Annotated in this window: 27 protein-coding genes and 1 tRNA gene; 9 read left to right on the top strand and 19 right to left on the bottom strand. The window is 65.6% G+C overall.

Annotated elements, in window-relative coordinates; genetic code table 11:
- Window positions 1-377: 377 nt before the first annotated feature.
- The 3 genes from ybeY to miaB are packed head-to-tail and all read right to left on the bottom strand — an operon-like array spanning window position 378 to window position 3,263.
- Window positions 378-848, bottom strand: a complete 471-nt coding sequence (gene ybeY / locus RT688_RS12680; protein WP_313705240.1) for an rRNA maturation RNase YbeY — start codon at window positions 846-848, stop codon at window positions 378-380.
- Entirely contained in the window at window positions 829-1,905 is a 1,077-nt protein-coding gene (locus tag RT688_RS12675) for a PhoH family protein (protein WP_313705239.1), read from the bottom strand. The genes ybeY and RT688_RS12675 overlap by 20 nt, the downstream gene beginning before the upstream one ends.
- Window positions 1,902-3,263 (bottom strand): tRNA (N6-isopentenyl adenosine(37)-C2)-methylthiotransferase MiaB, encoded by a 1,362-nt coding sequence (miaB, locus tag RT688_RS12670; RefSeq protein WP_313705238.1) that lies wholly within the window; start codon window positions 3,261-3,263, stop codon window positions 1,902-1,904. Before miaB ends, RT688_RS12675 begins: the two co-directional genes overlap by 4 nt.
- Before the next feature lie 612 nt (window positions 3,264-3,875).
- Between miaB and RT688_RS12665 the strand changes: the two genes are divergently transcribed.
- From RT688_RS12665 to RT688_RS12655, 3 genes are all read left to right on the top strand, one after another.
- A complete protein-coding gene (locus RT688_RS12665) occupies window positions 3,876-4,286 on the top strand; it encodes a hypothetical protein (RefSeq protein ID WP_313705237.1) in 411 nt (136 codons plus the stop codon).
- A 334-nt stretch (window positions 4,287-4,620) separates the two neighbouring features.
- Window positions 4,621-5,229, top strand: a complete 609-nt coding sequence (gstA, locus tag RT688_RS12660; protein WP_313705236.1) for a glutathione transferase GstA — start codon at window positions 4,621-4,623, stop codon at window positions 5,227-5,229.
- Window positions 5,230-5,287: 58 nt separating this feature from the next.
- Window positions 5,288-5,854: a DUF1697 domain-containing protein gene (locus RT688_RS12655; protein ID WP_313705235.1), complete on the top strand. Its 567-nt coding sequence runs from the start codon at window positions 5,288-5,290 to the stop codon at window positions 5,852-5,854.
- Window positions 5,855-5,981: 127 nt separating this feature from the next.
- On the opposite strand, the gene RT688_RS12650 is transcribed toward RT688_RS12655, so the two are convergent.
- Window positions 5,982-6,248 (bottom strand): PEP-CTERM sorting domain-containing protein, encoded by a 267-nt coding sequence (locus RT688_RS12650; RefSeq protein WP_313705234.1) that lies wholly within the window; start codon window positions 6,246-6,248, stop codon window positions 5,982-5,984.
- 632 nt (window positions 6,249-6,880) lie between these two features.
- On the opposite strand from RT688_RS12650, the gene RT688_RS12645 reads away from it, so the two are divergent.
- A complete protein-coding gene (locus RT688_RS12645) occupies window positions 6,881-8,839 on the top strand; it encodes an AAA family ATPase (protein ID WP_313705233.1) in 1,959 nt (652 codons plus the stop codon).
- A 58-nt stretch (window positions 8,840-8,897) separates the two neighbouring features.
- Here RT688_RS12645 and RT688_RS12640 read toward each other — a convergent pair whose 3' ends face one another.
- From RT688_RS12640 to ybaL, 12 genes are all read right to left on the bottom strand, one after another.
- A complete protein-coding gene (locus RT688_RS12640; protein ID WP_313705232.1) occupies window positions 8,898-10,664 on the bottom strand; it encodes an ABC transporter ATP-binding protein in 1,767 nt (588 codons plus the stop codon).
- A complete protein-coding gene (locus RT688_RS12635) occupies window positions 10,661-11,230 on the bottom strand; it encodes a hypothetical protein (RefSeq protein WP_313705231.1) in 570 nt (189 codons plus the stop codon). The genes RT688_RS12640 and RT688_RS12635 overlap by 4 nt, the downstream gene beginning before the upstream one ends.
- Window positions 11,230-11,742: a MauE/DoxX family redox-associated membrane protein gene (locus tag RT688_RS12630; RefSeq protein ID WP_313705230.1), complete on the bottom strand. Its 513-nt coding sequence runs from the start codon at window positions 11,740-11,742 to the stop codon at window positions 11,230-11,232. Before RT688_RS12630 ends, RT688_RS12635 begins: the two co-directional genes overlap by 1 nt.
- Entirely contained in the window at window positions 11,739-12,629 is an 891-nt protein-coding gene (locus RT688_RS12625) for an SDH family Clp fold serine proteinase (protein ID WP_313705228.1), read from the bottom strand. The genes RT688_RS12630 and RT688_RS12625 overlap by 4 nt, the downstream gene beginning before the upstream one ends.
- Window positions 12,617-13,624, bottom strand: a complete 1,008-nt coding sequence (locus RT688_RS12620) for an MvdC/MvdD family ATP grasp protein (RefSeq protein ID WP_313705227.1) — start codon at window positions 13,622-13,624, stop codon at window positions 12,617-12,619. The genes RT688_RS12625 and RT688_RS12620 overlap by 13 nt, the downstream gene beginning before the upstream one ends.
- A gap of 65 nt (window positions 13,625-13,689) precedes the next feature.
- A complete protein-coding gene (locus RT688_RS12615) occupies window positions 13,690-13,881 on the bottom strand; it encodes a hypothetical protein (RefSeq protein WP_313705226.1) in 192 nt (63 codons plus the stop codon).
- Window positions 13,882-13,953: 72 nt separating this feature from the next.
- Window positions 13,954-14,145, bottom strand: coding sequence for a hypothetical protein (locus RT688_RS12610; protein ID WP_313705225.1), 192 nt, complete (start codon window positions 14,143-14,145; stop codon window positions 13,954-13,956).
- 74 nt (window positions 14,146-14,219) lie between these two features.
- Entirely contained in the window at window positions 14,220-14,414 is a 195-nt protein-coding gene (locus tag RT688_RS12605; RefSeq protein WP_313705224.1) for a hypothetical protein, read from the bottom strand.
- A gap of 69 nt (window positions 14,415-14,483) precedes the next feature.
- A complete protein-coding gene (locus RT688_RS12600) occupies window positions 14,484-14,678 on the bottom strand; it encodes a hypothetical protein (protein WP_313705223.1) in 195 nt (64 codons plus the stop codon).
- Between the two features lie 67 nt (window positions 14,679-14,745).
- Window positions 14,746-14,940 (bottom strand): hypothetical protein, encoded by a 195-nt coding sequence (locus tag RT688_RS12595; RefSeq protein WP_313705222.1) that lies wholly within the window; start codon window positions 14,938-14,940, stop codon window positions 14,746-14,748.
- 103 nt (window positions 14,941-15,043) lie between these two features.
- Window positions 15,044-15,235, bottom strand: coding sequence for a hypothetical protein (locus tag RT688_RS12590; protein WP_313705221.1), 192 nt, complete (start codon window positions 15,233-15,235; stop codon window positions 15,044-15,046).
- Between the two features lie 210 nt (window positions 15,236-15,445).
- Window positions 15,446-17,146 (bottom strand): YbaL family putative K(+) efflux transporter, encoded by a 1,701-nt coding sequence (ybaL, locus tag RT688_RS12585; RefSeq protein ID WP_313705220.1) that lies wholly within the window; start codon window positions 17,144-17,146, stop codon window positions 15,446-15,448.
- A gap of 171 nt (window positions 17,147-17,317) precedes the next feature.
- Here ybaL and RT688_RS12580 point away from each other — a divergent pair, with 171 nt between their 5' ends.
- The 5 genes from RT688_RS12580 to RT688_RS12560 all read left to right on the top strand — a co-directional run bounded on the left by RT688_RS12580 (window position 17,318) and on the right by RT688_RS12560 (window position 22,669).
- Window positions 17,318-18,502: a lipid-transfer protein gene (locus tag RT688_RS12580; protein WP_313705219.1), complete on the top strand. Its 1,185-nt coding sequence runs from the start codon at window positions 17,318-17,320 to the stop codon at window positions 18,500-18,502.
- A 10-nt stretch (window positions 18,503-18,512) separates the two neighbouring features.
- Entirely contained in the window at window positions 18,513-19,658 is a 1,146-nt protein-coding gene (locus RT688_RS12575; RefSeq protein ID WP_313705218.1) for an acyl-CoA dehydrogenase family protein, read from the top strand.
- 168 nt (window positions 19,659-19,826) lie between these two features.
- Window positions 19,827-20,978 (top strand): CaiB/BaiF CoA-transferase family protein, encoded by a 1,152-nt coding sequence (locus RT688_RS12570; protein WP_313705217.1) that lies wholly within the window; start codon window positions 19,827-19,829, stop codon window positions 20,976-20,978.
- A gap of 32 nt (window positions 20,979-21,010) precedes the next feature.
- Entirely contained in the window at window positions 21,011-22,279 is a 1,269-nt protein-coding gene (locus tag RT688_RS12565) for a DUF445 family protein (protein ID WP_313705216.1), read from the top strand.
- A 72-nt stretch (window positions 22,280-22,351) separates the two neighbouring features.
- Window positions 22,352-22,669, top strand: a complete 318-nt coding sequence (locus RT688_RS12560; protein WP_313705215.1) for a putative signal transducing protein — start codon at window positions 22,352-22,354, stop codon at window positions 22,667-22,669.
- A 70-nt stretch (window positions 22,670-22,739) separates the two neighbouring features.
- Here RT688_RS12560 and RT688_RS12555 read toward each other — a convergent pair.
- The 3 genes from RT688_RS12555 to mutL all read right to left on the bottom strand — a co-directional run bounded on the left by RT688_RS12555 (window position 22,740) and on the right by mutL (window position 25,779).
- A tRNA-Met gene (locus RT688_RS12555) sits at window positions 22,740-22,816 on the bottom strand.
- An 81-nt stretch (window positions 22,817-22,897) separates the two neighbouring features.
- Window positions 22,898-23,860: a tRNA (adenosine(37)-N6)-dimethylallyltransferase MiaA gene (gene miaA, locus RT688_RS12550; RefSeq protein ID WP_313705214.1), complete on the bottom strand. Its 963-nt coding sequence runs from the start codon at window positions 23,858-23,860 to the stop codon at window positions 22,898-22,900.
- 5 nt (window positions 23,861-23,865) lie between these two features.
- On the bottom strand, window positions 23,866-25,779 hold the full coding sequence (gene mutL, locus RT688_RS12545) for a DNA mismatch repair endonuclease MutL (RefSeq protein WP_313705213.1): 1,914 nt from the start codon (window positions 25,777-25,779) through the stop codon (window positions 23,866-23,868).
- Between the last annotated feature and the right edge of the window lie 27 nt (window positions 25,780-25,806).

Genomic DNA, 25,806 nt, shown 5'->3' with positions numbered 1-25,806 from the left:
CACGGGTGCCCACCCTACTGTCAGCTCTCCGCGTACGGATCCGGATACCCCAGCGCTTCCATGATGTCGCGCTCGAGCTGTTCCATCTCCTCGGCTTCCTCGTCGTGCTCGTGGTCGTAGGTTCGTAGGGTGGGCTCTCGAGCCCACGCGGTCTCATCGTTCGAGTGAAGATGGCGCCTGAAATCGTAGGGTGGACACCTGTGTCCACGCTGTCTCATCGCTTGCATCACGGAGACGCCAGCGTTCACGACGCTGCCGCGTGAATGCGCTGCATGGCGACCGGTGAGACAGCGTGGGCACTAGTGCCCACCCTACGAAACCCAATGCGTTGGATTGCTAACGGTAAATCCGCGTGGGCACGGGTGCCCACCCTACTGTCAGCTCTCCGCGTACGGATCCGGATACCCCAGCACTTCCATGATGTCGCGCTCGAGCTGTTCCATTTCCTCGGCTTCCTCGTCGTGCTCGTGGTCGTAGCCCTGGGCGTGCAGCACGCCGTGCACGACCAGGTGGGCCGCGTGTTCCTCGAGCGTCTTCTTCTGCTCGTCGGCTTCGCGCTGCAGGACGTCGGTGCACAGCACGATGTCGGCCTGCACCGGTTCGTCGTCGGCCAGTTCCTCGCCCTCGTTGTAGGCGAAGGTCAGCACGTTGGTGGCGTAGTCCTTGCCGCGGTAGTCGCGGTTCAGGGTCTGGCCTTCGGCGGCGTCGACGAAGCGGATCGCCAATTCGGCCGGGCCCAGCAGGGCAGGGCGCACCCAGCGTTCCACCATCTCGGGGGGGATGGCGGTTTCCAGGCGCGCGTCCGGGTACTGGACGTCGAGTTCGAGCTTATGATTTTTTTCTTGCATTGCGGGCAGTGGTAGGTTTCGCCAACGCGCCCATTTCCTGGACTTCGCTGGCCTTGTCGTAAGCATCGACGATGCGCGCCACCAGCGGGTGGCGCACCACGTCGGCGCTGGAGAATTGGGTAAAAGCGATGCCGCGCACGTCCTTCAGCACGTGCATCGCGTCGACCAGGCCGCTGCGCTGGGTCTTGTGCAGGTCGACCTGGGTCACGTCGCCGGTGACGACGGCCTTGCTGCCGAAACCGATACGCGTGAGAAACATCTTCATCTGCTCGACCGTCGTGTTCTGGGCTTCGTCCAGGATCACGAAGGCGTGGTTCAGCGTGCGCCCGCGCATGTAGGCCAGCGGCGCGATCTCGATGACCTGCTTCTCGAACAGCTTCTGGGTGCGGTCGAAGCCGAGCAGGTCGTACAGCGCGTCGTACAGCGGGCGCAGGTAGGGGTCGACCTTCTGGCTCATGTCGCCGGGCAGGAAGCCGAGGCGCTCGCCGGCTTCCACCGCCGGACGGGTCAGGATGATGCGCTTGACGGCGTCGCGTTCGAGCGCGTCGACCGCGCAGGCCACGGCCAGGTAGGTCTTGCCGGTGCCGGCCGGGCCGATGCCGAAGCTGATGTCGTGCTCGAGCACGGCGCGCAGGTACTGGATCTGGTGCGGCGTGCGCCCGCGCAGGTCGCTGCGGCGGGTCTTGAGCGTGGGGCTGACGAGTTCGGGATTCTCTTCCCCTTCCTCGTCGTCGGCCTCGTCTTCCTGCTCGGCCGGCGCGGCGCCCTCGATCTTCGGCTTCAGCCCGGCGCGCTGTTCGACCAGGGCCAGCTGCACTTCCTCGATCGGCACGACCTTGTTCGCCACCGCGTAGAAACGTTCGAGCAGTTCGACCGCGCGCTCGGCGTTGGCGCCGCTGACGATGAACTTCTCGCCGCGGCGGAAGATGGTCACGTCCAGCGCTGCGGAGATCTGGCGCAGGTTTTCGTCGAGCGGACCGCACAGGTGGGCGAGCCGCGTGTTATCGAGCGGCTCGGGGATGAAGTACGAAGGCTGGGTGGGCGTATGTGTTTTCAACTGGCTTTGGCAATCGTATCGGTGCTGGCGACGAGTTCGCCGCGCAGGGAATAATCCAGGCTCTCGGTGACGCGCACGTCGACCAGCTGGCCGACCAGCGCAGCGCCGGAGGCGCCCGGGGCGAAAATGACCACACGGTTGCTTTCGGTGCGGCCCTGCAGTTCGTTCGGGTCTTTCTTGGACGGTCCCTCGACCAGGATGCGCTGGACCGTGCCGACCATCGCCGCGCTGAACTTGCGGGTGTTGGCGTCGATCAGGGCTTGCAGGCGCTGCAGGCGCGCCAGCTTGACCTCGTGCGGGGTGTCGTCTTCCAGGTTGGCGGCCGGGGTGCCCGGGCGCTTGCTGAAGATGAAGCTGAAACTGTTGTCGAAGCCGACGTCTTCCACCAGCTTCATCATGGCTTCGAAATCGGCATCGGTTTCGCCGGGGAAGCCGACGATGAAGTCCGAGGAAATCGCGATGTCCGGACGTACCGCCTTGATGCGGCGGATGATCGACTTGTATTCGAGGCCCGTGTAGCCGCGTTTCATGGCCTGCAGGATGCGGTCGGAGCCGTGCTGCACCGGCAGGTAGAGGTGGTTCACCAGTTGCGGGATCTTCGCATAGGCATCGATCAGGCGCTGGGTGAATTCCTTCGGGTGGCTGGTCACGAAGCGCAGGCGCTCGATGCCGGGGATGTCGGCGATGTATTCGAGCAGCAAGGCGAAGTCGGCGACTTCTCCACCTTCCATGGCGCCGCGGTAGGCGTTCACGTTCTGGCCCAGCAACATGATTTCCTTGACGCCTTGCGCGGCCAGGCCGGCGACTTCGGTCAGCACGTCCTCGAAGCGGCGCGAGACTTCCTCGCCGCGGGTATAGGGAACGACGCAGTAGCTGCAGTACTTGCTGCAGCCTTCCATGATCGAGACGTAGGCGACGGCCCCTTCGACCTTGGCCGGAGGCAGGTGGTCGAACTTCTCGATTTCCGGGAAGCTGATGTCGACCTGGGCGGCGCCGCTGCTGCGGCGCTCGCGGATCATCTGCGGCAGGCGGTGCAGGGTCTGGGGCCCGAACACCATGTCGACGTGCGGCGCGCGCTTGACGATGGCTTCGCCTTCCTGCGAGGCCACGCAGCCGCCGACGCCGATGATCAGGTCGGGGCGCTCGCGTTTCAGTTCGCGCAGGCGGCCCAGGTCGGAAAACACTTTTTCCTGCGCCTTTTCGCGCACCGAGCAGGTGTTGAAGAGGATGACGTCCGCGTCTTCGGGTTTGTCGGTGCGAACCAAGCCATCGGACGCGCCAAGCACGTCCGCCATTTTGTCCGAGTCGTACTCGTTCATCTGGCAGCCGAAGGTCTTGATGAATACTTTTTTCTGCATGGAATGCTTCGTTATAAGAAGTGCTAAGGCTTTGACAAAGCGTCAAGCCAGTTTACCGTAAATCCCTGCTGGCGATCAAAAAACGGCGTGCGGAACAGGGCAAATTAATGCTACCAAGAATTACTTATTTCTTGGGTCAACTATATTGCTAGTTTGCCTAGATTGTTAAATTGCGAATTTGTATCAACAGGGTTGGCGCAAGGCAGCGTGAGGCTTTGCTCAAGATATTTCCTGTTGTAAATCAATACGTTCCCTGCAAATTCTTTTACACAAATTAACCGAAGAAATCTCTTGCGTGCGCCACAAATAATCCCCATGTGTTGAAATGCCTATGTGACAAGCTTTCCACACGATAGCTTGATTTCCAACAATGAGTCATGTGCTCAGGACGGATGTCGCAAGCCCATATGAGTCTGATAATTTGTTGGAAAGACAAGTGCGTTCAGGGGAGTGTTAAGCAGAGCGCATGCGCGAGCATGTTTCTTACGCGAAGACGCAGACGCGTTCTGTTTCATCGCTCGGAGCGTGTTCGGGAACTTATGTTGACGAAAGGTAGTCTTTAACAAAGTTCGTAACGGAACTATTTTAAACCACACTCACGAGGTAAAAATCATGGCACATCATGCTTTGTCTTCACAGGAAAGCTACAACCCCAACCACCTGCTGGACATCCTGCTCGGCAAGATGCAGCTGAAGAACGACGCTGCGCTGTCGCGCATGCTCGAGGTGGCCCCGCCTGTCATCAGCAAGATTCGTCACCACCGCCTGCCGGTCGGCGCTTCGCTGTTGATCCGCATGCACGAAGTGACCGGCATGAGCATCCGCGACCTGCGCGACCTGATGGGCGACCGCCGCACCAAGTATCGCCTGTCCGACGCCCAGGGCCGTCCGAAACCAGAAGAGAAGGCAGCCCAGGCCGCCGCCGCAGCAGCAGCCCAGCAGCAACAGCAGCAGCAACAGCAAACCCAGCAGCAATCGCAGAACAACGAAGCTTCTTCGTCGTCTGGCAACTATGCGCACTAATGCCGGCGGCATGGCAGCCTTGACTGCCGTGCCATCGGCCATGCCGGGCAGCTGCGCGGCGTCCTGACACGCCGCGCACGCTGCCCTTTCCTCGCGCACGACCTGCCGCCACGCGGCGTTCCCCCCGTTCCATTTCCGGTGCCCGCCAGGGCAGGCCGGTTTTCGTCCATCGCGCACGACAATCGGATGACCGGAGCAAGTTGAGCGGCCCCAAGCAAGCCCGGTCCGATTGCGGTATTCTCGCCCTGCCTTGCAGCGGGGGCCACGCACCAGCCGCTTCCTGGCCGGCCGGCGCCATGCCGCGACCGTTCACCTCCAGACAAAAGGACACCACATGAAACTGTATTTCAGCCCCGGCGCCTGCTCGCTGTCCCCGCACATCGTCCTGCTCGAGGCAGGACTGGCCTTCACCTCCGAGCGCGTCGACCTCGGCACGAAGCGCACGGCCGGCGGCGCGGACTTTCGCAGCATCAATCCAAACGGATACGTGCCGGCGCTCGAACTGGACAACGGCGCCGTGCTGACCGAAGGCCCGGCGATCGTCCAGTACCTGGCCGACAGCGCACCGCAGGCCGGCCTCCTGGCCCCTGTCGGCAGCGTCGAACGCTACCAGGCCCTGAGCTGGCTGAACTATATTTCGACCGAACTGCACAAGAACTTCAGCCCGCTGTTCAAGCCGGACTCCACCGACGACATGCGCGAGCGCGCACGCAAGATGCTGGCGCTGCGCTTCGACCACGTCGCGCGTCACCTCGACGGCCGCGAATTCCTCGCGGGCAGCCAGTTCGGCGTGGCCGATGCCTACCTGTTCACCGTGCTGGGCTGGACCGACTTCCTCAAGTTCAGCCTGGCCGACTGGCCGCAGCTGCAGGTATTCCGCGCGCGCGTCGCCCAGCGCCCGGCCGTGCAGCAGGCCCTGCGCGAGGAAGGCCTGGTCAAGTAATACGGCCTCGTCAAGTAAACAGGTCGCCGCCCACCCGCGTGGGCGGTAACATGGACGCATGACGAACAAACGCTATATTGCTTTATTACGCGGCGTGAACGTGGGCCGCGCCAAGCGCGTGGCCATGGCCGACCTGCGCAAACTGGTGGAAGAACTCGGCTATGCGGACGTGCGCAGCGTCCTGAACAGCGGCAACATCGTGTTCAGCGCCGACGAGGTCGACCCGGCCGCGGCCGCGGCCGCGATCGAGGAAGGGCTGGTGCTCAAGCTGGGCGTGGCGGCGCGCGTCATGGTGATCGCCGGCGACGACCTGGCGGCGGTGCTGGCGGAAAACGCGTTGCTGCCGCTGGCGACCGACCATGCGCGCCTGCTGGTCTTCCTGCTGCCCGACGCCGCCGCGCGCGATGCCCTGGCCCCGCTGTGCGAGCGCGACTGGGGCGAGGGCGCGCTGGCGCTCGGCCAGCGCGCGGCCTATGTCTGGTGTCCGGATGGGGTGCTCGACAGCGCGGCGGCGGCGGCGCTCGGCAAGCAACTGGGAGACACGACCACGTCGCGCAACTGGAATACCTTGTGCAAGCTGTATGCGCTGTGCACCGAGCCCGCGCCGGCGCCGCGCGGCGCCTGAAGCGCAACGCTCGACTTCGCGCCGCTGAGCCGCGCCTGGAGCAGGCGCCTGCCCGCACCGGCCACCGCGCCGCGCTCGCCGGCGCGTGCCGAGGACGGCCAACAAGGGCCGGCCGCTGCTTGACGCGTTACTTGAACTTCTCGCTGCTGTCCCGACGTGCACGGTAGCCGAGCAGGACCAGCCCGACCAGCATCATTGCAAACACTTCCGGTTCCGGCAGCTCGGACATGTGCACCGGCGCGGTGACGATCTCCGGACGCGGGAGGCTGGCCAGGTCGGGCAGGCGCGGCTCGATACGCGCCGCCTGGCCGGGCGGCGTCAGGTCGATGACGGCCGCCTGCGCCGCACCGCCGACGACAAAACCAAGCGCTACTGCGAGTAAAAATCTGTTCACGATTCTTCCTTCCTTGCAGATATTGCTGGGTACAAATGCTGTATCAAGGCGACACAGCCGGCGCCGTCGCTGTCATCGGATCCGCAAAAAAGCATAACAAAAACGGCCGCGCGTTCGCGTACATGTCGCCGCTTTTTACATACTTCTTGTGCGCCCCCTGCGCGTGCAATGTACGCTAGGAATCGAAGCAAGGGGACGGCATGCCGACGCCGAACATCCTGTGTACACCAGTGCGCATCATGTTAAAGAAATGAGACAGGGCTGGAAGTGGTGCATATCAAGGAAGCAAGCCTGCTTCCGAGCTTTGTTGAAACAAGATTAATGTTTTAGCGATTTGGCTAGACAGAATGCTGATTTATTTGACAGCCTCGCAACGAATTCGGTTATCAACTTTTCCAGCTATGCGTCCGATCAAAAAATTTTAAGCCAGGCGTATACCTCTCCGTTTTTTTTACGGGTATAGTCTCCTTATCCCTATTGCCCTTGGGCATCAAACTCATGTCGAACATGCACTTGTTCGACTTCACGCGGCCCTGCCAGCCGCCGCCATTCCGACAAGCGCGACCCGGAAGGACGCCTCCGTTTTTTGCACTGTTGCATCACGCGCACCATACATTCGTAGAGTACCGATAATGCCCAACTTTGCCCGACTCCAGATTGCCTTCAAGAACGTCTATGTGCGCATTGCCGCCGCCGTCTTGCTGGGCGCAATGGCTGGCGTGGCGATCTGGTCGGCCGACAAGCCCCAGGATCCCAGCCCGGTCGTCCATTCGCAGGACATTTCCGAAATCACGCGCCTGGCCGCGCAGAAGGACAAGCTCGATTACCTGATGGTGGCCAAGCCGCTGTCCGAGTCGCCGCGCTACGTCTTCAAGTTCAAGGGCGCGCCCGAACTGCACGTGGTCAAGGTGCCGAGCACCTCGCACCTGAGCCTGGAGCGTGAAGTCCTGCTCAAGAACGCGATTCCGTATTCGATCGCCAAGGAAGACTTCCTGGCCACGCACAAGGCCGTGCTCGACGAAGGCAACAGCTTCGCCGCCGACACCGGCGACTTCCTCAAGCGCCACGCTTTCGAGATCGTCCTGATCCTCCTGATCGTCTACAGCCTGAAGTTCGGCATCCCGGGCATGGGCGCGAGTTCGACCATGATCACCCCGGACAAGCTCAAGGGCAGCATGGACGACCTGATCGGCATGGAAGACATCAAGCAGGAAGTGCTGCATTTGGAAGACATGATCCGCAACCGCGAGGAATACCAGTCGCACAACATCGACAAGCCCTTCAACGTGATGCTGACCGGGCCTGCCGGCACCGGCAAGACCAAGCTGGTGGGCTATCTCGCCAAGCGCCTCGACATGCCGCTGATCTCGGCCTCGGGCTCGGCGCTGGAATCGGGCTACGTCGGCGGCGGCTCGAAGGCGCTCAACGCCCTGTACCGCAAGGCCTGCGCCAAGGGCAAGTGCATCATCTTCCTGGACGAAGCCCAGAGCCTGTTCATGCCGCGCGGCCGCAGCGAAAAGAAATGGGAAGACGACACCGCCAACACCCTGCTGGGCCTGCTGGACGGCGTGAAGAGCGACAAGGGCCAGGGCGTGATCTGGGTCGTCGCCTCGAACTTCGACGACGCCTCGACCGAGATGGACGAAGCGATGCTGCGCCGCTTCTCGGTGAAAATCAACTTCCGCCTGCCGAACAAGAACGAGCGCCGCGAACTCCTGAAGAGCTTCCTGTCGCGTAAGAAAGAGGGCCTGGTCGACTGGAGCGACCTGGACCTCGACCAGGTCGCGGAAATCACGCAGAACCTGAGCCCGGCGCTGCTGGAAACCGTGGTCGAGCGCGCCTCCATGATCTCGATCCAGGAAAAGGCGATCATCAATACCGACCTGCTGTTCCGCGCCTACGAGCGCGCCACGATCGGCCTGACCGACCGCGCCACCACCGCCGAGAAGCACAAGCAGCGCGAGCGCATCGCCCTGCACGAACTGGGCCACTTCTTCATGCAGATCGACCCGTACCTGCGCGCCGGCTTGAGCCTGGACGAGGTGAAGGAAAAGTCGCACCTGCTGAAGATCAGCACCGAGGCCGTGTCGAAGATCGGCGCGCTGGGCTATGTGCTGCAGTCGGGCGACGACATGTCGCTGCGCACGCTGGAAGAACTCGAGCGCGACGTGATCGGCCTGTACGGCGGCATGGCGGCCGAAGAGCTGTTCTACGGCGCCCGCGGCATCTCGGTCGGCGCCCAGAACGACATCGAGAAGGTCACCAAGATGCTCAACCTGATGGTCAACCGCCTGTCGATGTACTCGCGTTCGAAGATCGACTACAGCCAGCTTGCCAACGACGCCAGCGGCGAGCACACCCTGCGCCAGATGGAAGAAAAGGCCGATGAGCTCTACAGCTACACCCTGGGCGCGATGCGCGACTACCGCGCGATGATGGAGTCGATCAAGGACACGCTGCTCGAGCAGTACGTGCTGTCGAAGGATGCCGTGTTCGCGCTGCTGGAAGAGCGCAAGGAGCTGCTCCAGTTCGCGCCGCGCCACGCCAACCTGAAGCTGTGCGCGGAAACCGGCGAGATGGTCGCCGCCTGATCATCTCCGGCTGCGTAAAAAACGCCGCGGCGCGCAAGCGTCCCCGGCGTTTTTTTGTCTAGGCCACGGCCAGCGGCGCGTCCAGCCTGCCGTACTGGGCCAGCTGGTGGCGCATCAGCTCGGCGTACGGGCCGTCCTTCTCGCGCAGCAGTTCGGCGTGGCTGCCCTGCTGGCGGATCCTGCCGCCGGCCAGCACCAGGATGCGGTCGGCGCTGACGATGGTCGACAGGCGGTGCGCGATGACGATCGTGGTGCGTCCCTCCATCAGCTTGTCCAGGCCCGCCTGCACCAGGGTTTCGCTGGCGGCGTCGAGCGCGCTGGTGGCTTCGTCGAGGACCAGGATGGCCGGGTCGCGCAGCATGGCGCGCGCGATCGCGATGCGCTGTTTCTGCCCGCCCGACAGTTGCACGCCGCGTTCGCCGACCACCGTGCCGTAGCCGTCCGGGAAGCCCAGGATGAAGTCGTGCGCCTGCGCATGCCGCGCGGCGGCTTCGATCTCGGCCTGCGTCACCTCGCGTTCCGGCACGGCGAAGCGGATGTTGTCGGCGATCGTGCCGGAAAACAGCGAGGGCTCCTGCTCGACCAGCGCGACGTGGCGCCGCAGCGCCGCCGGCGCCAGGGTGGCGGCGTCGACGCCGTCGAACAGGATGCGGCCCTCGGCGGGCGCGTAATGGCCGAGCAGCAGGTTGGCGATGGTCGACTTGCCCGCGCCCGAGGGGCCGACCAGGGCCACCGTCTCGCCCGCGGCCAGGCTCAGGCTGACGCCGTCGAGCGCGGCCTGGGCTGGGCGCTGCGGATAACGGAAGCCGACCCCGTCGAACACGATGCGCCCGGACAGGCGCGCGGGCTGCAAACCGCCCTCCGCGCGCGGCGCCAGGCGCAGCAGCTCGAAGATGCGGTCGGTGGCGCCCAGGGTGCGCATCCAGCTGCCCCAGGACTCGGTCAGCGCGTTGGCCGCCTCGGTCACCATGGTGGCGTAGAGAATGAAGGCGGTCAGCTCGCCGACCGAGAGCCGGCCCTGGCCGATCAGCCAGGCGCCGAAGCACAGGATGCTGATCAGCGCGAAATACAGCAGCAGCGACATCAGGCCCTGGTAGGTCGACAGCAGCCGCGCGTTCGACAGCGCCGCGCCCATCGCCCGGGCGGTCGCCGCGCCGTAGCGCGCGCTGGCGCCGGCCTGCTGGTTGAAGGCGTGCACCAGGCGCACGTTGGCAAAATGCTCCTGCGCCACCTTGCCGCTGTCGGCCAGGCTGGACTGCACCTCGCGCGCGCGCTCGCGGTAGCTGTTGCCGGAGCGCTTGCCGAGGTACAGGCTGGCCGGGATGAACAGCGCGAGCGGCAGGCTGAGCAGCGGCGACAGCGACAGCAGCATCGCCACGCCGCCGACGAACAGGCAGAGCGAGCGCAGCACGTGGGCGGCGCCGATGGTCAGGCTTTCGTGCAGTGCCATCACGTCGCTTTGCAGGCGGCTGGTCAGTTCGCCGACGTGGTGGCGGTCGAAGAAGCCGATCGGCTGGCGGATCAGGACATCGAACAGCTGGCGCCGCAGGCGGGTCACGATGTGCTGGCTGGCCGACTGGAACAGGTAGAAGCGCAGGGCGGTCACGACGGCCAGCAGGATCGCCGCGCCGAGCATGGCCAGCACCAGGTGCGGCGGGATGCCGGTGGCGCGCAGCTGCTCGGCGTGGTCGATGAACCAGGCGATCGCGCGCGGAAAGCCGAGCTGGATCAGGACGCCCGCGCCCATGCAGAGCAGGGCGGCGGCAAGGCGGCCGCGGACCGGATGCAACAGGCGCAGGCGGTCGAGGTGGGGCGTGAGCTTCATGCGGCGGCCGTTTCCATGGTGGCTACTTCGGCCTGGGACAGTTGCTCGACCAGGCCGAGCCAGTTCTCGTCGCCGATCAGCCCGGCCGCCTCGATGCCGCCCTCGTGGTTGACGAACAGGTAAGCGGGCGAGGCCAGGCGTGGATTGAGGCGCTTGTAGTCGGCCGTGCGCAGCTGCCAGACGGCGCCCGCCAGCGGCGTGCCGCGCAGGAAGCGGCGCAGGCGGAACGCCGGTTCGACGCTGGGAATGCGCAGCGCCAGGCCGGCCGCGGCGGCGGCCGGCAGCAGGGCCGCCACCTGCGGCAGGCGCTCGCGGCACTTGTCGCAGCGGGTGGACAGGAACAGCAGGGCGCAGGCCCGGCCCTCGGGCAGCAGCGATGCGCGTGTGCGCGTGTCCATGTGGCGCGCCGGCAGCCGCGGCGCGGCATCGCCCGGCATCGGCACGGGCTCGGCCGCCGGGTCGCGTTCCATGCGCGTGCGGCGCAGGACGCTCAAGCTCAGGTAGAGGTTGAAGGCCAGCCCGAAGGCGAGCATGGCCAGGATCAGGAGCAGGAGTTGGCGGTCCATCAGCGTGTCTTCCCCAGCACGACCAGGTCGTGGAAATGAACGGCGGCCACGCACAGCCAGGCGCCAAAGCCGGCCGCCACCAGCGCTTCGCCGGGCGCCAGCCCGCCCGCCGGCGCCAGGGCCAGCCAGCCCAGCATCGTCCCGGCCACCAGCAGGTTGCGCAGCACGTCGTAGCCCGACAGCGGCCGCACCGACTCGCCGAAGCAGCTGCAGCGGACGATCCCGCGGGCCAGGAACTGGTAGCCCAGCACGGCCGAAAAGGCGCACATCAGCACCAGCGAGAGCAGCATGCCGGCGCGGCTGGCCGGGCTCAGCACCAGCGCGGCGGCCAGCAGCTCGGCCAGGATGAGCAGGGGCGCGAGGATCGCCGCCGCAGCGGACGGGACGCCGAAGGAGGCGCCCAGCTCGGTGCGAAAGCCGGGCCAGCTGCGCAGCTTGCCCAGCACGGCGGCCAGCCACCACCAGGCGACGAAGTAGCGCAGGACCTCGGCGGCGAACAGCTGCGCGCTCATGGCCCGGCTCCGTCGCTTGTCGCGGGCACCCAGGCCGGCGCCAGCGCGCTCGCGTGGCGGCGCCGCAGCTGTACGCCGTCGCGGGTCGCCAGCAGGGCATCGAACCAGGGCGCGTCTTCCGATGCGCGCTGGGCGCCGCCGACCGTGTCCTGCAACAGGGTCGAGATCTCCCACGCCACGGCCTCGGCCTCGACGTCGCGCCGCAGCGGCAGGCCGAGCGCGGCCAGTTCAAGCCCGGTGATCGCATAGTTGTGCGAGTGGTAGCCTGCCATCAGCTGGCGCACCAGGCGCGCGTCGTCGCGGCCGGCGGCATCGATGCGGGTCGCCAGCAGCTCGTGGGCGATCTGCTCGATTTCCAGGTTGCTGCGGTAGAAGGCGGTCAGCGAGGGCGGGAAGATGCTGTTGCACAGGAGGGCGAGCGACTCGCTGCGCGCCTGCTCCTGGTCGAGCCCGAACCAGTTGGCCGCCATGTCGCCGAACTGCTTGATGTCCAGGCCGCTGAAGGTGCTGCCGTCGGCGCCGCCCAGCAGCGGATCGATCGGCGAAAACAGCGCCAGCTCGCCGGCGACGATCTCGTCAGCGCACAGGGTGAGCAGGGTGGCCGCCGACTGGCAGTGGTAAGGCACGATGAAGCCCAGGCGCGCAGCATGGCCGCGCAGCAGCAGGGCAATGCGGCGCGCGGCGTTGACGACGCCGCCGCGCCCGTGCAGCACCACGTCCAGGCGCTCGGCCTTGCCCAGGGCGCGGCATTGTTCGTAGAGGGCCGGCAGCAGCTCGAAATCGAGATGGGATGCCGCCAGCACCAGCACGGTGCTGTTGCGCGCGCGTTCGAGGCGCGCGATATGGCGCAGCAGGTCGGGGCCGAGGGACGGATTCAGCGGCGGCATGCGGCCCCCGCGATCAGCTGGTCGGCCATGGCGTCGAGCAGCTTGAATTCCGGGATCAGCTGCTCGATGAAGAGAAACTGGCCGACCGGGTTATTCTCGAGGAAGACATAGTCGTCCTCGGGCGTGACGATCAGGTCCAGCGCGCCGTATTCGAGGCCGTAGCTGTGGACGAAATCGATGCAGCGCTGCTCCACGTCTTGCGGCAGGCGCGTCGCCGTGTAGGGGATCTCGGCGGACATGTCGCGCGAATCGACCATGGTGCGCGCGTCGAGCTGGGAATCGATCCTGGCCGCGAACACGCGCTCGCCGATCACGGTGACGCGCAGCTCGTACTGCTTCGGCACGTATTCCTGGAAGTGGCAGAACATCTCGTCGACCGCGTCCAGCTGCGCCAGCATGGCGTCCTCCACCAGCACGGTGCCGAGGCCGCCGGCGATGCGCTCATCGGGCGCGAGCGTCTCGGCGGCCAGGGTCGGGCTGGACATGGTCTTGAAAATCTTGCGGCCGTCGAGCGCCTGCAGGAATTGCCTGGCCTCGTCCGCCGAATTGGTGACGATCGAGGCCGGCACGCGAAAGCCGAGCCGCATGGCGCGCTTGAGCTGCTCGCCTTTCCATTGCGCGCCGCGCAGGACGCGCGGGTGGCTGATCCAGTAGCAGTCGAGGTTGTACAGGAGGCTGAACAGGGCCTGCTCGGTCTCGAGCCTGGCGAAGGCGCGCTCCTGGGGCGCCAGCTCTTCGCTGCGGTAGGCGAATTCGGCGGCCTTGCGCAGCCAGACGGCGCCGACCTGGTCCAGGTCGAGCCAGCGCTCGTCGTCCAGCCGGCGGATGCGCTGGCGCACCTGCGCGGCGTCGAATGTCTGCACGCACTGGTAGTCGCGCGGGAAGGCATCGAGGTCGATGCGGAAGGGGCGGTGGCCCTTGGCGGCGAGGATCGGAACGACCAGGTCCGCGTGGAGGTCGCCACTGTTGGTGACGATCAGGATCGAATGACGCATGGGGCACCGTTGTCGGGGAGTGGTGGTGGAAAAGCCCTGCCGGGCAGGGCTTTCGTGATGCGTGCTTAGCAGTAGACGCCGCCGTCGACGGCGCGGGTGGTGGAGTAGCGGACCAGGCCGCTGTCCGGAACCGGGTCCGTGCAGCCGGCGACGGAGACGCCTTCGCGCACTTTCCATTGCTGGGCAGGCTTGGCGTCCTGCTGTTGCTTTTCCGCCAGCTTGAAGGCGAACAGGGTCGATTGCTGTTGGTTTTGCATGTCTCGCTCCTTTAATATTTGTCGTGTAGCCGGTGAAGGTCCTGCACGTGCAGGACTTGTCGCTCGACTGGTTCAGCAGTAGATGCCGCCGTCGACGCTCCAGGTCGTCGAAGCGCGGTACAGGCCGCGGTCGGGGTTGACGTCGGTGCAGCCGGCCACCGCGACGCCTTCGCGCACTTTCCATTGCTGCGCCGGCGTGGCGTCCTGCTGTTGCTTTTCCGCCAGCTTGAAGGCGAACAGGGTCGATTGCTGTTGGTTTTGCATCGTTCTTTCCTTGTCAAAAGCGTTGTGCTGCGGGTCGAAAAGCCAGGCAGGGCAAGGCTTTTCGTTCAAGTGGCTCAGCAGTAGGCGCCGCTGTCGCTGCCTTCGAAACGGTTGCTTTCGCGCGAGGGCGTGCCTTCCTCATCGAGGAGCGTGCAGCCGGCCACGGAGACGCCGTCGCGCACTTTCCATGGCTGCGCCGGCTTGGCCGCCTGGTTGCGCTTTTCGGCCAATTTGAAAGCGAACAGCTTCGTTTGTTTCTGATTCTGCATTTCACATCCTTCCAAAACGTTGCGATGCAAGGGCGAACAACGCCATGCGGGGGTGTTCGCTACGTGAGCTCAGCAGTAGACGCCGGCGTCCCTGCCGCCCAATTCGGTGGTTTCACGCATCACGAGGGAATTCCTGTCGGGGTAGGTGCAACCGGCCACGGAAACGCCGTCGCGCACTTTCCACTGTTGCGCCGACTGGGCCTGCTGCTCGCGTTGGCCGGCCAGCTTGAAGGCAAACAGTGTGGTCTGTTTCTGGTTCTGCATTTCACGATCCTTCCAAATGTTCTGATGCGATGGAGAACAACTTGTGCGAGGACTGCCCTGGGTGAAATCAGCAGTAGATGCCGCCGTCGGCGTCGCCCCACTCGCTGGTGGCACGCTGTATCAAGGGGTCGTTGTCGATGTAGCTGCAGCCCGCCACGGCGACGCCGTCGCGCACTTTCCACTGTTGCGCAGGCTGGGTTGGCTGGTCGCGCTGGCCGGCCAGCTTGAAGGCGAAGAGTGTGGTTTCTTTTTGATTCTGCATTTCACGATCCTTTCTTGGGTTGATGAAGGGATGAAACTGAATGCAAAACAATTACTACAGCCAAATAAAAAGCCTTGCGCTCGGCAAGGCTTCAAGGAGGGACTCAGCAGTCGATGCCGGCGTCGGCGCCGCCCCCGGTGCAGGACGCGCGGTCGCTGTCGTACGCGTCCGAACCGCAGCAGCCGGCAACGGCAACGCCGTCGCGCACTTTCCAGGCTGCTTGCTGCACAGTTTCTCCTTCCTGCTTCTGTGCCAGCTGGAAAGCGAACAGCGTCGTCTGCTGTTGGTTTTGCATTTCCCGTTCCTTTCATTTGTTAAGAACGAATTGCATTCGCGCCATGGTTAGCCGCAAATAAATACTAGAGCTGCAACAAAGAAAGGTCAATAAAATTTCTCTCATGCAACATGCATGGGATTTTTCCTACCCGTATCACCGGCCAGAACACCAAGAAAAATGCCCGCTGGGCGCAGGGCGCCAGCGGGCATGGAGGGACGTGCAGCTTGCTCAGTGCGCGTACTGGACATCCTTCAGGGTGTCGAGCACGTAGCGCGTCATGCTGCCGGCCAGCTCGTGCTCGCCGAGGAAGACCTTGCCGCCGGTGTCCTCGCGCAGCAGTTCGGCTTCCTGCTCGTTATGGGTGCGCACGACGCAGCGAATTTCCGGGTTGAGCGCCTTGGCCGTCTCGATCATGGTGCGCACGTGGAAGGTATCGGGGGTGGCGATCACCAGCACCGCCGCGCGCGCGATGTGGGCCTGGATCAGCACCGCCGGTTCCGAGGCGTTGCCGACCACGGCCGGCTGGTCGCGCTTGCGCAGCGCATCGACGATCTCGCGGTTCTGCTCGGCGACCACGTAGTGGATGCCTTGCGCCGTGAGCGCGTCGGCGATGCGGCGGCCCACGCGGCCGTAGCCGACCAGCACCACCTGGCCGCTCAGGCGCTCGTGCGGCACGCTCATCGGCAGCTCGGCCAGCGGGTCGGGCGAGCTTTCGAGCTTGCGCACCAGGTCCGAATTCTTGCGCAGCCAGCGCTGCAGCGGCTCGATCGCCGCGAACAGCAGCGGATTGACGGCGATCGAGATGATCGCGCCGGCCAGGATCAGGCTCTGGCCTTCCTCCGGCATGAGTCCGAGCGAAATGCCGAGCGCCGCCAGGATGAACGAGAACTCGCCGATCTGCGCCAGGCTGGCCGAAACCGTGATCGCGGTATTCAAGGGATAGCGCAGCGCCAGCACCAGCGCCATCGCGGCGATCGACTTGCCGAAGATGATGACCGCCACCACCGCCAGCACGTGCAGCGGCTCTTCGACCAGCACCATCGGGTCGAACAGCATGCCGACCGAGACGAAGAACAGCACCGAGAACGCATCGCGCAGCGGCAGCGATTCCTCGGCGGCGCGGTGCGACAGTTCCGATTCGCGCAGCACCATGCCGGCGAAGAAGGCGCCCAGCGCGAACGACACGCCGAACAGGTGCGAGGAACCGTAGGCGATGCCGACCGCGGCGGCGATCACGGACAGCGTGAACAGCTCGCGCGAATTGGTCTTGGCCACGCGCCACAGGAACCAGGGGAAGATCTTGCGGCCGACCACCAGCATGAAGGCGACGAAGGCGCTGACCTGCAGCAGGGTCTTGCCCAGTGCCATCCACAGCGAGTCGTCGCCGCCGGCGCCCTTGCCGCCGAGGGGGCCAGCCAGCGCCGGCAGCAGCACCAGCACCAGCACGGTCACCAGGTCCTCGACCACCAGCCAGCCGACCGCGATGCGCCCGTTCATCGAATCGAGCACGCCGCGGCTTTCCAGTGCGCGCAGCAGCACCACCGTGCTGGCGACCGACAGCGCCAGGCCGAACACCAGCCCCGCGCCCAGGCTCCAGCCCCACAGGTGGGTCAGGCCGATGCCCATCGCGGTGGCCACCGAGATCTGCAGGATCGCGCCGGGCAGGGCGATCCTGCGCACGTCGAGCAGGTCCTTCAGCGAGAAATGCAGGCCCACCCCGAACATCAGCAACATCACACCGATCTCTGCCAATTGCGATGCCAGCGCTACGTCTGCCACGAAACCTGGCGTGGCGGGACCGATCAGGACACCGGCGGCGAGATAGCCGACCAGCGCGGGCAGTTTCAGGCGTATGGCGATCATGCCAAATATGAGGCCGAAGCCCAGCGCGGCGGCAATGGTTGTGATCAGACTGAGTTCATGGTGCATGCAGTACATCCCCTTTATCGAAGGTAAATCGATCCAGTATAAAGGACGGGGCTTCCACGATGTCGAAAAAATAGAGGCGAACCTCGATGGCGCGGGCAGTCCTGCGCGGCCGACTCTGTCTATAATCGAACGCAAAAAAGGCCATCGGCCGCCAACCAGACAGGAGACAACATGAGCCGCAAGGTATTCGTTACCGGCGTCGGGATGATCCCTTTCGCCAAGCCCGGCGCGTCCGCGCCCTACCACGAGATGGGTGCCGATGCCGCCCGCGCCGCCCTGCAGGACGCCGGCCTCGCCTACGAGGACATCGAGCAGGCCTATGCCGGCTACGTCTACGGCGACTCGACCTGCGGCCAGAAGGCCCTGTACGGCGTCGGCATGACCGGCATCCCCATCGTCAACGTCAACAACAACTGCTCGACCGGCTCGACGGCCCTGTTCCTGGCGCGCCAGGCGGTGGCCAGCGGTGCGGTCGACTGCGTGCTGGTGCTCGGCTTCGAGCAGATGAGCCCCGGCGCCCTCGGCTCGGTCTTCACCGACCGTCCGGCGCCGTTCGACGACTTCGACGCCGTCACCGACCGCCTGGTCGGCAAGCCCGAGATTCCGCTGGCGCTGCGCTACTTCGGCGGCGCGGGCCTGGCGCACATGGAAAAATACGGCACGCCCCTGGAAGCGTTCGCCCGCATCCGCGCCAAGGCCAGCCGCCACGCGGCGAACAACCCGCTGGCGCTGTTCCGCAAGGAGGTCTCGGCGCAGGACGTGCTGGACGCGCCGGCGATCTGGCCGGGCGTGATGACGCGCCTGATGGCCTGCCCGCCGACCTGCGGCGCGGCCGCCGCCGTGCTGGTTTCGGAAGACTTCGCGAAGCGGCGCGGCCTGCGCGCCGACGTGCACATCGCCGCCCAGGCGATGACCACCGACCGTCCCGGCACCTTCGAGGCGAACGACATGATGCGCCTGGTCGGCTACGACATGAGCGTTGATGCCGCCGCGAAGGTCTACGAGCAGGCCGGCATCGGCCCCGACGAGCTCGACGTCGTCGAGCTGCACGACTGCTTCGCCCACAACGAACTGATCACCTACGAGGCCCTGGGCCTGTGCCCGGAGGGCGGCGCCGATAAATTCATCCTCGACGGCGACAACACCTATGGCGGCAAGGTCGTCACCAACCCGTCCGGCGGGCTGCTCTCGAAAGGCCACCCGCTGGGCGCGACCGGCCTGGCGCAATGCTTCGAATTGACCCACCAGCTGCGCGGCACGGCTGGCGCACGCCAGGTCGAGGGCGCGCGCACGGCCCTGCAGCACAACCTGGGCCTGGGCGGTGCCTGCGTCGTCACGATGTACCGCGCGGCCTGAGGAGGCGCCGATGGAATCGATGACGCCCTCCTGGAGCACTCCGGAACTGGAGTCCTTCCGCGACGCCGTGCGCCGCTTCGTCGCCAGCGAGATCGCCCCGCACGGCGAACGCTGGCGCGCGCAGCAGCACGTCGACCGCGACCTCTGGCACAAGGCCGGCGAGATGGGCCTGCTGGCCGCCGACATCCCCGAGGAATACGGCGGCTCGGGCGGCAGCTTCGCCCACATGGCGGTGGTATTCGAGGAGCTGGGCCATGCGGGCGACATGGCCTTCGGCCTGCACGTGCACGCCATCGTCGCCCACTACCTGCTGAACCAGGGCACCGAGGAGCAGAAGCGCCATTACCTGCCGAAGCTCGCCAGCGGCGAGATGGTGGCGGCGATCGCCATGTCGGAACCGGGCGCCGGCTCGGACCTGAAGGGCATCCGCACCACGGCCTTGCGTGGCAGCGACGGCTACCGCCTGAACGGCTCCAAGACCTTCATCTCGAACGGCTACCTGGCCGATTTGATCCTGGTCGTGGCCAAGACCGACCCCGCCGCCGGCGCCAAGGGCATCTCGCTGATGCTGCTGGAGACGCGCGACAATCCGGGCTTTCGCGTCGGGCGCATCCTGGAAAAGGTCGGGCAGAAGGGGCAGGACACCTGCGAGCTGTTTTTTGATGATGCCCACGTGCCGCCGGCGAACGTGCTGGGCGGCGAGGAGGGCAGGGGCTTCGCCCAGCTGATGACGGAACTGCCCTACGAGCGCACCATCATCGGCGTGGCCGGCGTCGCCGCCATCGAGCGCGCGCTGCGCCTGACGGTCGAACACGCGAAAGAGCGCCGCGCCTTCGGCCAGGCGCTGATCGAGATGCAGAACACCCGCTTCGTGCTGGCCGAGATCAAGACCGAGGCGACTGTCGCCCGCATCTTCATCGACCGCTGCGTCGAGGACATGCTGGCGGGGCGCATGGACACCGTGCGCGCCTCGATGGCGAAGTACTGGATCTCCGACCTGCAGTGCAAGGTCGTCGACCAGTGCGTGCAGCTGTTCGGCGGCTACGGCTACATGCTCGAATACCCGATCGCCCAGATGTACGTCGACGCCCGCGTCCAGCGCATCTACGGCGGCGCCAACGAGATCATGAAAGAAATCATCGCCCGTTCCTTGTGACGGGGGGAACGTCGCGATGTCTCATCCGGCGCCTGAACGCGTGGACGGCGCAGGGGGCGCGGGAACGCCTCGTGCAAGGTATAGCCGTCCACCCTACGGGTCTCGCAGTTCGTAGGGTGGACTCCCGAGTCCACGCGGTACAACGCAGCATAAGCCGAGGAATCATCAATGTCCGGCCCTCTATCAGGAATCAAAGTCATCGAAATGGTCGGCATCGGCCCCTGTCCCTTCGCCGCCATGATGCTGGCCGACATGGGCGCCGAGGTGATCCGCATCGACCGCAAGACCAAACCCGGCGCCGGCAATCCTTTCCCGATGCTCGGCACGAAGTACGACGTCATGGCGCGCGGCCGCCGCTCCCTGGCCCTCGACCTGAAGCATCCGCAGGCGCGGGACCTGGTCCTGCAACTGGTCGAGCAGGCCGACATCCTGATCGAAGGCTTCCGCCCCGGCGTGATGGAGCGCCTCGGCCTCGGTCCCGACGCCTGCCTGGAACGCAACCCGACACTCGTCTACGGCCGCATCACCGGCTGGGGCCAGGCCGGTCCGCTGGCGCAGGCCGCCGGCCACGACCTGAACTACATCGCCCTGTCCGGCATGCTGCACGCCATGGGCCGCGCGGATGCTCCGCCCAGCCCACCCCTGAACCTGGTCGGCGACTTCGGCGGCGGCGCCATGATGCTCGCCTTCGGCGTGGTCTGCGCGGCGCTGGAAGCGCGCACTTCCGGCAAGGGCCAGGTGGTCGACGCCGCCATGACCGACGGCTCGGCCCTGCTGGGCTCCATGATGTACGGCCTGCGCGCCTTCGGTTCCTGGCGCGACGAGCGCGAAGCCAACATGCTCGACGGCGGCGCGCCGTTCTACGACACCTATGCCTGCCGCGACGGCAAATACCTGTCGGTGGGCGCGATCGAGCCGCAGTTCTATGCGCAGCTGCTGGAATTGACGGGCGCGAGCGATCCGGAGTTCACGCAGCAGTGGAGCCGGTCGCGGTGGCCGCAACTGAAGGAAAAATTCGCGCTTCTCTTCGCCACCCGCACGCGCGACGACTGGTGCTCCTTGCTTGAAGGCACCGACGCCTGCGTCGCGCCGGTGCTCGACATGGCGGAAGCGCCGCTGCATCCGCACAACCATGCACGCGGCAGCTTTGTCGAGATCGACGGCGTGACCCAGCCGGCGCCGGCGCCGCGCTTTTCGCGCACCGTCCCGGAAGCGGGCGCGGCGGCGGCCACGCCCGGCCAGCACAGCGCCGCCGTGCTGGCCGACTGGGGCTGGAGCAACGCGGCAATCGAAACGCTGGAAAAGGCCGGCGTCATATAGGATTGTCGGGGTAGAAACTCGTACCTGATCCGATGACGAAAGAACGCGAACTCGAACAAGCAAAGCGGCTGGCGCTGTCGTTTTTCTTCGGCGCGGCCGCGCTGTTTGTGCTCAGCTTTTTCCTGCCGCAGAACTGGTGGACCGGCTTGTTGAAAGCCTTTTCGGAGGCCGCCATGGTCGGCGCCCTGGCGGACTGGTTCGCCGTGGTGGCGCTGTTCAAGCGCATTCCGATTCCCATCGTCTCGCGCCATACCGAGATCATCCCGCAAAACAAGGTCAAGATCGCCGAGAACCTCGCGCTCTTCGTGCGCGAAAAATTCCTCGATACCGAATCCATCGTCGGCCTGATCCGCAAGCATGACCCGGCGCAAAAGGTCGCCGACTGGCTGGTGAAACCGGCCAATACCGGGCGCATGGGGCAATACCTGGTCAAGCTCGCTTCCTGGATGCTCGACTTTCTCGATGACGCGGCGGTGCAGAATTTCCTGCGCAAGGCGGTGCATTCGATGGTGAAAAGCGTCGACCTGTCGAAATCGGCCGGCACCATCCTGGAAAGCCTGACGCGGGGAGGACGCCACCAGGAATTGCTGAACGAAGGCATCCACCAGCTGGCGACACTGCTGAACAACGAAGAGACGCAATCGTATATTGCGCAGGGCATCGTCGATTGGCTGCGCGACGAGTACGCCTTCATCGAGCGCATGCTGCCTTCGGACCTGATCGGCCGCAAAGGCGCCGATATCGCCGTGCGCCTGGCCTCGGGCATCCTGAACAAGGTCAGCGAAGACCCGCAGCACCCGCTGCGCCAGCGTTTCGACGTGTTCACGCAGGAATTCATCGAGCGCCTGAAAGCCGACCCGGCATTTTCCGCGCGCAGCGAGGAGATCAAGCATTACCTGCTCAACGACGAATCCCTGAACAGTTACCTGGGTTCGCTCTGGAACGACCTGCGCGACTGGTTCAAGCAGGACCTGCACAGCGAACAGTCGATGCTGCGCGGACGAATCGAAGCGACCGGCGCCTGGCTGGGGCAGACGCTGGCCGAGGACCCGCAACTGCGCCAATCCCTGAACGAGAACCTGGAACTGGCCTCGCGCGCGGCCGCGCCCGAATTCGCGGTGTTCCTGACCCGGCATATTGCCGATACGGTCAAGAATTGGGACAGCGGCGAGATGTCGGAGCAGATCGAGCTGAATATCGGCAAGGACCTGCAATTCATCCGCATCAACGGCACCGTGGTGGGCGGGCTGATCGGCGTGACGCTGTATTTGCTGTCCTCGCTGCCGGGCATGTTGTCGTGAAGACGCAATCCGGCGTCATGCGACCCGGGGACGGAGTAATATTGACTCATCCATCAATCGCGGGAGAAAGCTATGGAACAGGCGCTGGACGCGTGGCTCGCCGCGCACCCGGAAATCGAGGCGATACCGGGACGCGATTTGTTCATCGTCGCGCGCTATCTCGTGCCGATGGAAGCGGCGCTGATGCAGGGCTGCCTGGAAGCGTCCGGCATTCCCGCCGTGCTGGCCGATGCCCATTTGATGCAGACCGATTTGTTGCTGGCGCCGGCGCTGGGCGGGGTACGTATCCTGGTGCCGGCGACCTACCTGCAACAGGCGCAAGCGGTGATCGAGGCCTTCGGGCGAGGAGAGTTCGAACTCGACGAGAACGCGATATACAGGCAGGACTAGAGCCAGAAACATAAACCAAAAAGCCCGCCGGTTCTCGCAAAACGGCGGGCTTTTTTCGTACTACATGTTTTGGTGGTGATAGGTGGACTTGAACCACCGACCCCAGCATTATGAGTGCTGTGCTCTAACCAGCTGAGCTATATCACCAAAGCGAACGATATTATCCAAGGCGGCGGCTGTGCTGTCAAGGCTGCTGCCCGCAATCAAGCGCCTTTTTTACTGTCAGTGCTAATCCGGCAAGCCATCGAGGTAGCGCAGGATCTCGCCGGCCGGGTCGCGGCCGAGGAAATCGACGACGATCCGCTCCGGCATCGAGCGCAGCCAGGTCAGCTGGCGCTTGGCCAGCTGGCGCGTGGCGATGATGCCGGTTTCGCGCAGGGCCGCGCGGTCGATCTTGCCGTCCAGGTAATCCCAGCTCTGGCGGTAGCCGACGCAGCGCATCGAGGGCAGGTTCGGCGTCAGGTCGCCGCGCGCGCGCAGGCGCGCCACTTCGGCCACGATGCCTTCGTCGTCGGAGTCGCCCAGCATCTGGTCGAACCGCAGTGCGATCCGTTGATGCAGGATGCTGCGGTCCGGTGTTTCCAGCGCAAACGACACCAGCTCGAACGGCAGCGCGGGCTTTTCGCGGCGCGCCAGCAGTTCGGACATCGGCTTGCCGGTCAGTTCGATGATCTCGAGCGCGCGGTTGATGCGCTGGGCGTCGGCGGGCGCCAGGCGCTCGGCGGTGACCGGGTCCAGTAGACGCAGCTTGGCGTGCATGCCGGGCCAGCCGATGCGGGCCGCCTCGGCGTCGATGCGGGCGCGCACGGCGGCGTCGGCGGTCGGCAGGTCGTCCAGGCCCTCGGTCAGGCCCTTGAAGTACATCATCGTGCCGCCCACCAGCAGCGGCAGCTTGCCGCGCGCGGCGATCTCGGCCACCAGGCGCAGGGTGTCGTTGCGGAACTGCATCACCGAATAGGCGTCGAGCGGGTCGATGATGTCGATCAGGTGGTGCGGCACGGCCGCCAGTTCTTCAAGCGTCGGTTTCGCGGTGCCGATGTCCATCTCGCGGTAGACCAGGGCGGAGTCGACCGAGATGATCTCGACCGGCCGTTCGCGCGCAATGGCGAGCGCGGCCGCGGTCTTGCCCGAAGCGGTCGGGCCCATGATCGCCACGGCCAGCGGCCGGGCGGTATCGAATGTCTGTTGCATGTTTCTTATTGCCCGCGGAGGAACAGTTTGTCGAGGGCCGAGATCTCGAGCTGCACCCAGGTCGGACGGCCGTGGTTGCACTGGTCGGCGCGCTCGGTGCTTTCCATCTGGCGCAGCAGCGCGTTCATTTCAGGGATGGTGAGGATGCGGTTCGCGCGCACCGCCGTGTGGCAGGCGAGCGTCCCGAGCAGTTCGTTGCGGCGCTCGATCAGCACGCGCGAGCCGCCGAATTCGCGCACGTCGCGCAGCACGTCGCGCGCCAGGGTCTGGGCGTCGGCGTTCTTCAGGAGCGTCGGCACCGCGCGCACGGCCAGGGTGGTCGGCGAGATCGCGGCGATGTCGAAGCCGAGCGCTTTCAGGGTTTCCTGGTTCTCGACGGCGGTGCCGACCTCGATCGCGTCGGCGAAGAAGGTCACCGGGATCAGGAGCTGCTGCACCTGCATGTCCTGGCCCTCGACCTGGGCGTCGAGCGCGTTCTTCAGCTGCTCGTAGAGGATGCGCTCGTGGGCGGCGTGCATGTCGACCAGCACCAGGCCCTTCGTGTTCTGGGCCAGGATGTAGATGCCGTGCAGCTGGGCCAGCGCGAAGCCGAGCGGGAAGTCGTCGTTGGTCGGCGCGCTTGATGCTGCCGGCATCGGCGCGACCGGCATTGCCGCAGCGCTGCCGTTGCCGGGTGCGCTGCGGTCCGGCGCGCCGGCGAACAGCGCGCCATAGTTCGCGGTGCTCTGGGCCACGCCGCCTTGCGTGGCCGGCGCATCCCAGCGGCTGCCCGGCGGATAGGGCGAAGGCGAGAAGGTCGGCGACAGCTGCGACCCGAACGAAGTCTGCTCGTGCGGGCGGCGCCAGTTCGACAGCGAAGGCGAGGGCGCGATCTCGGCGGCGGTGAGCGGCGCCGGCACGCTGCCGTGGGCGGTGGCCGAGGTCTGCGCCAGCGTGCGCTGCACCGCGTGGAACACGAACTGGTGCACCGCGCGGCTGTCGCGGAAGCGCACTTCAATTTTGGATGGGTGCACGTTGACGTCGACCAGCGCCGGATCGAGTTCGAGCGCCAGCACATACGAGGGGAAGCGGTCGCCGTGCAGCACGTCCTGGTAGGCGGCGCGCACCGCGTGCACCAGCAGCTTGTCGCGGACAAAACGGCCGTTCACGTAGAAGAACTGGCCGTCGGCGCGCGCCTTGGAGGCGGTCGGCAGGCCGACGTAGCCGTGCAGGCGCAGCGGGCCGGCCGACTCGTCGAGCTGCAGCCGCGCCTCGGCGAAATCGCTGCCCAGGATCTGGCTGCTGCGTCTCGCCATCTCGCACACGTTCCAGTGGTCGATGGTGCGGCCGTTGTGGGTCAGGCTGAAGGCCACGTCCGGGCGCGCCAGCGCGATGCGGCGCACGACCTCGGCGCAGTGGCCGTATTCGGTCTGCTCGGATTTCAGGAACTTGCGGCGCGCCGGCGTGTTGAAATACAGGTCCTGGACGTCGATCGTGGTGCCGAGCGGGCCGGAGGAGGGCACGACCTGGCCCAGGTGCGAGCCGACGATTTCCCAGGCGTGCGGGGCATCCTTGGTGCGCGAGGTGATCGACACCGCCGCCACCGAGGCGATCGAGGCCAGCGCCTCGCCCCGGAAGCCCAGGGTCGACACGTTCTCGAGGTCGGTCAGCGAGGCGATTTTCGAGGTCGCATGGCGCGCCAGGGCCAGCGGCATCTGGTCCGGCTCGATGCCGCGGCCGTTGTCGGTGATCGCGATGCGCTTGACGCCGCCTTCCTCGAGGCGGACCGTGATCTGGGTGGCGCCGGCGTCCAGCGCGTTTTCCAGCAGTTCCTTGACGACGGCGGAAGGGCGTTCGACGACCTCGCCGGCCGCGATCTGCGAGATCAGCTGGTCGGGCAGTTGCTGGATGGGACGATGGGTGGGGACGGGCGCGTTCATCTCCCCGATTATACCCGTCGATAAATC

Source organism: Massilia sp. (assembly GCF_032106685.1).
Lineage (GTDB): Bacteria > Pseudomonadota > Gammaproteobacteria > Burkholderiales > Burkholderiaceae_D > Telluria.
This window is presented reverse-complemented; position numbering and strand designations above follow the sequence as displayed.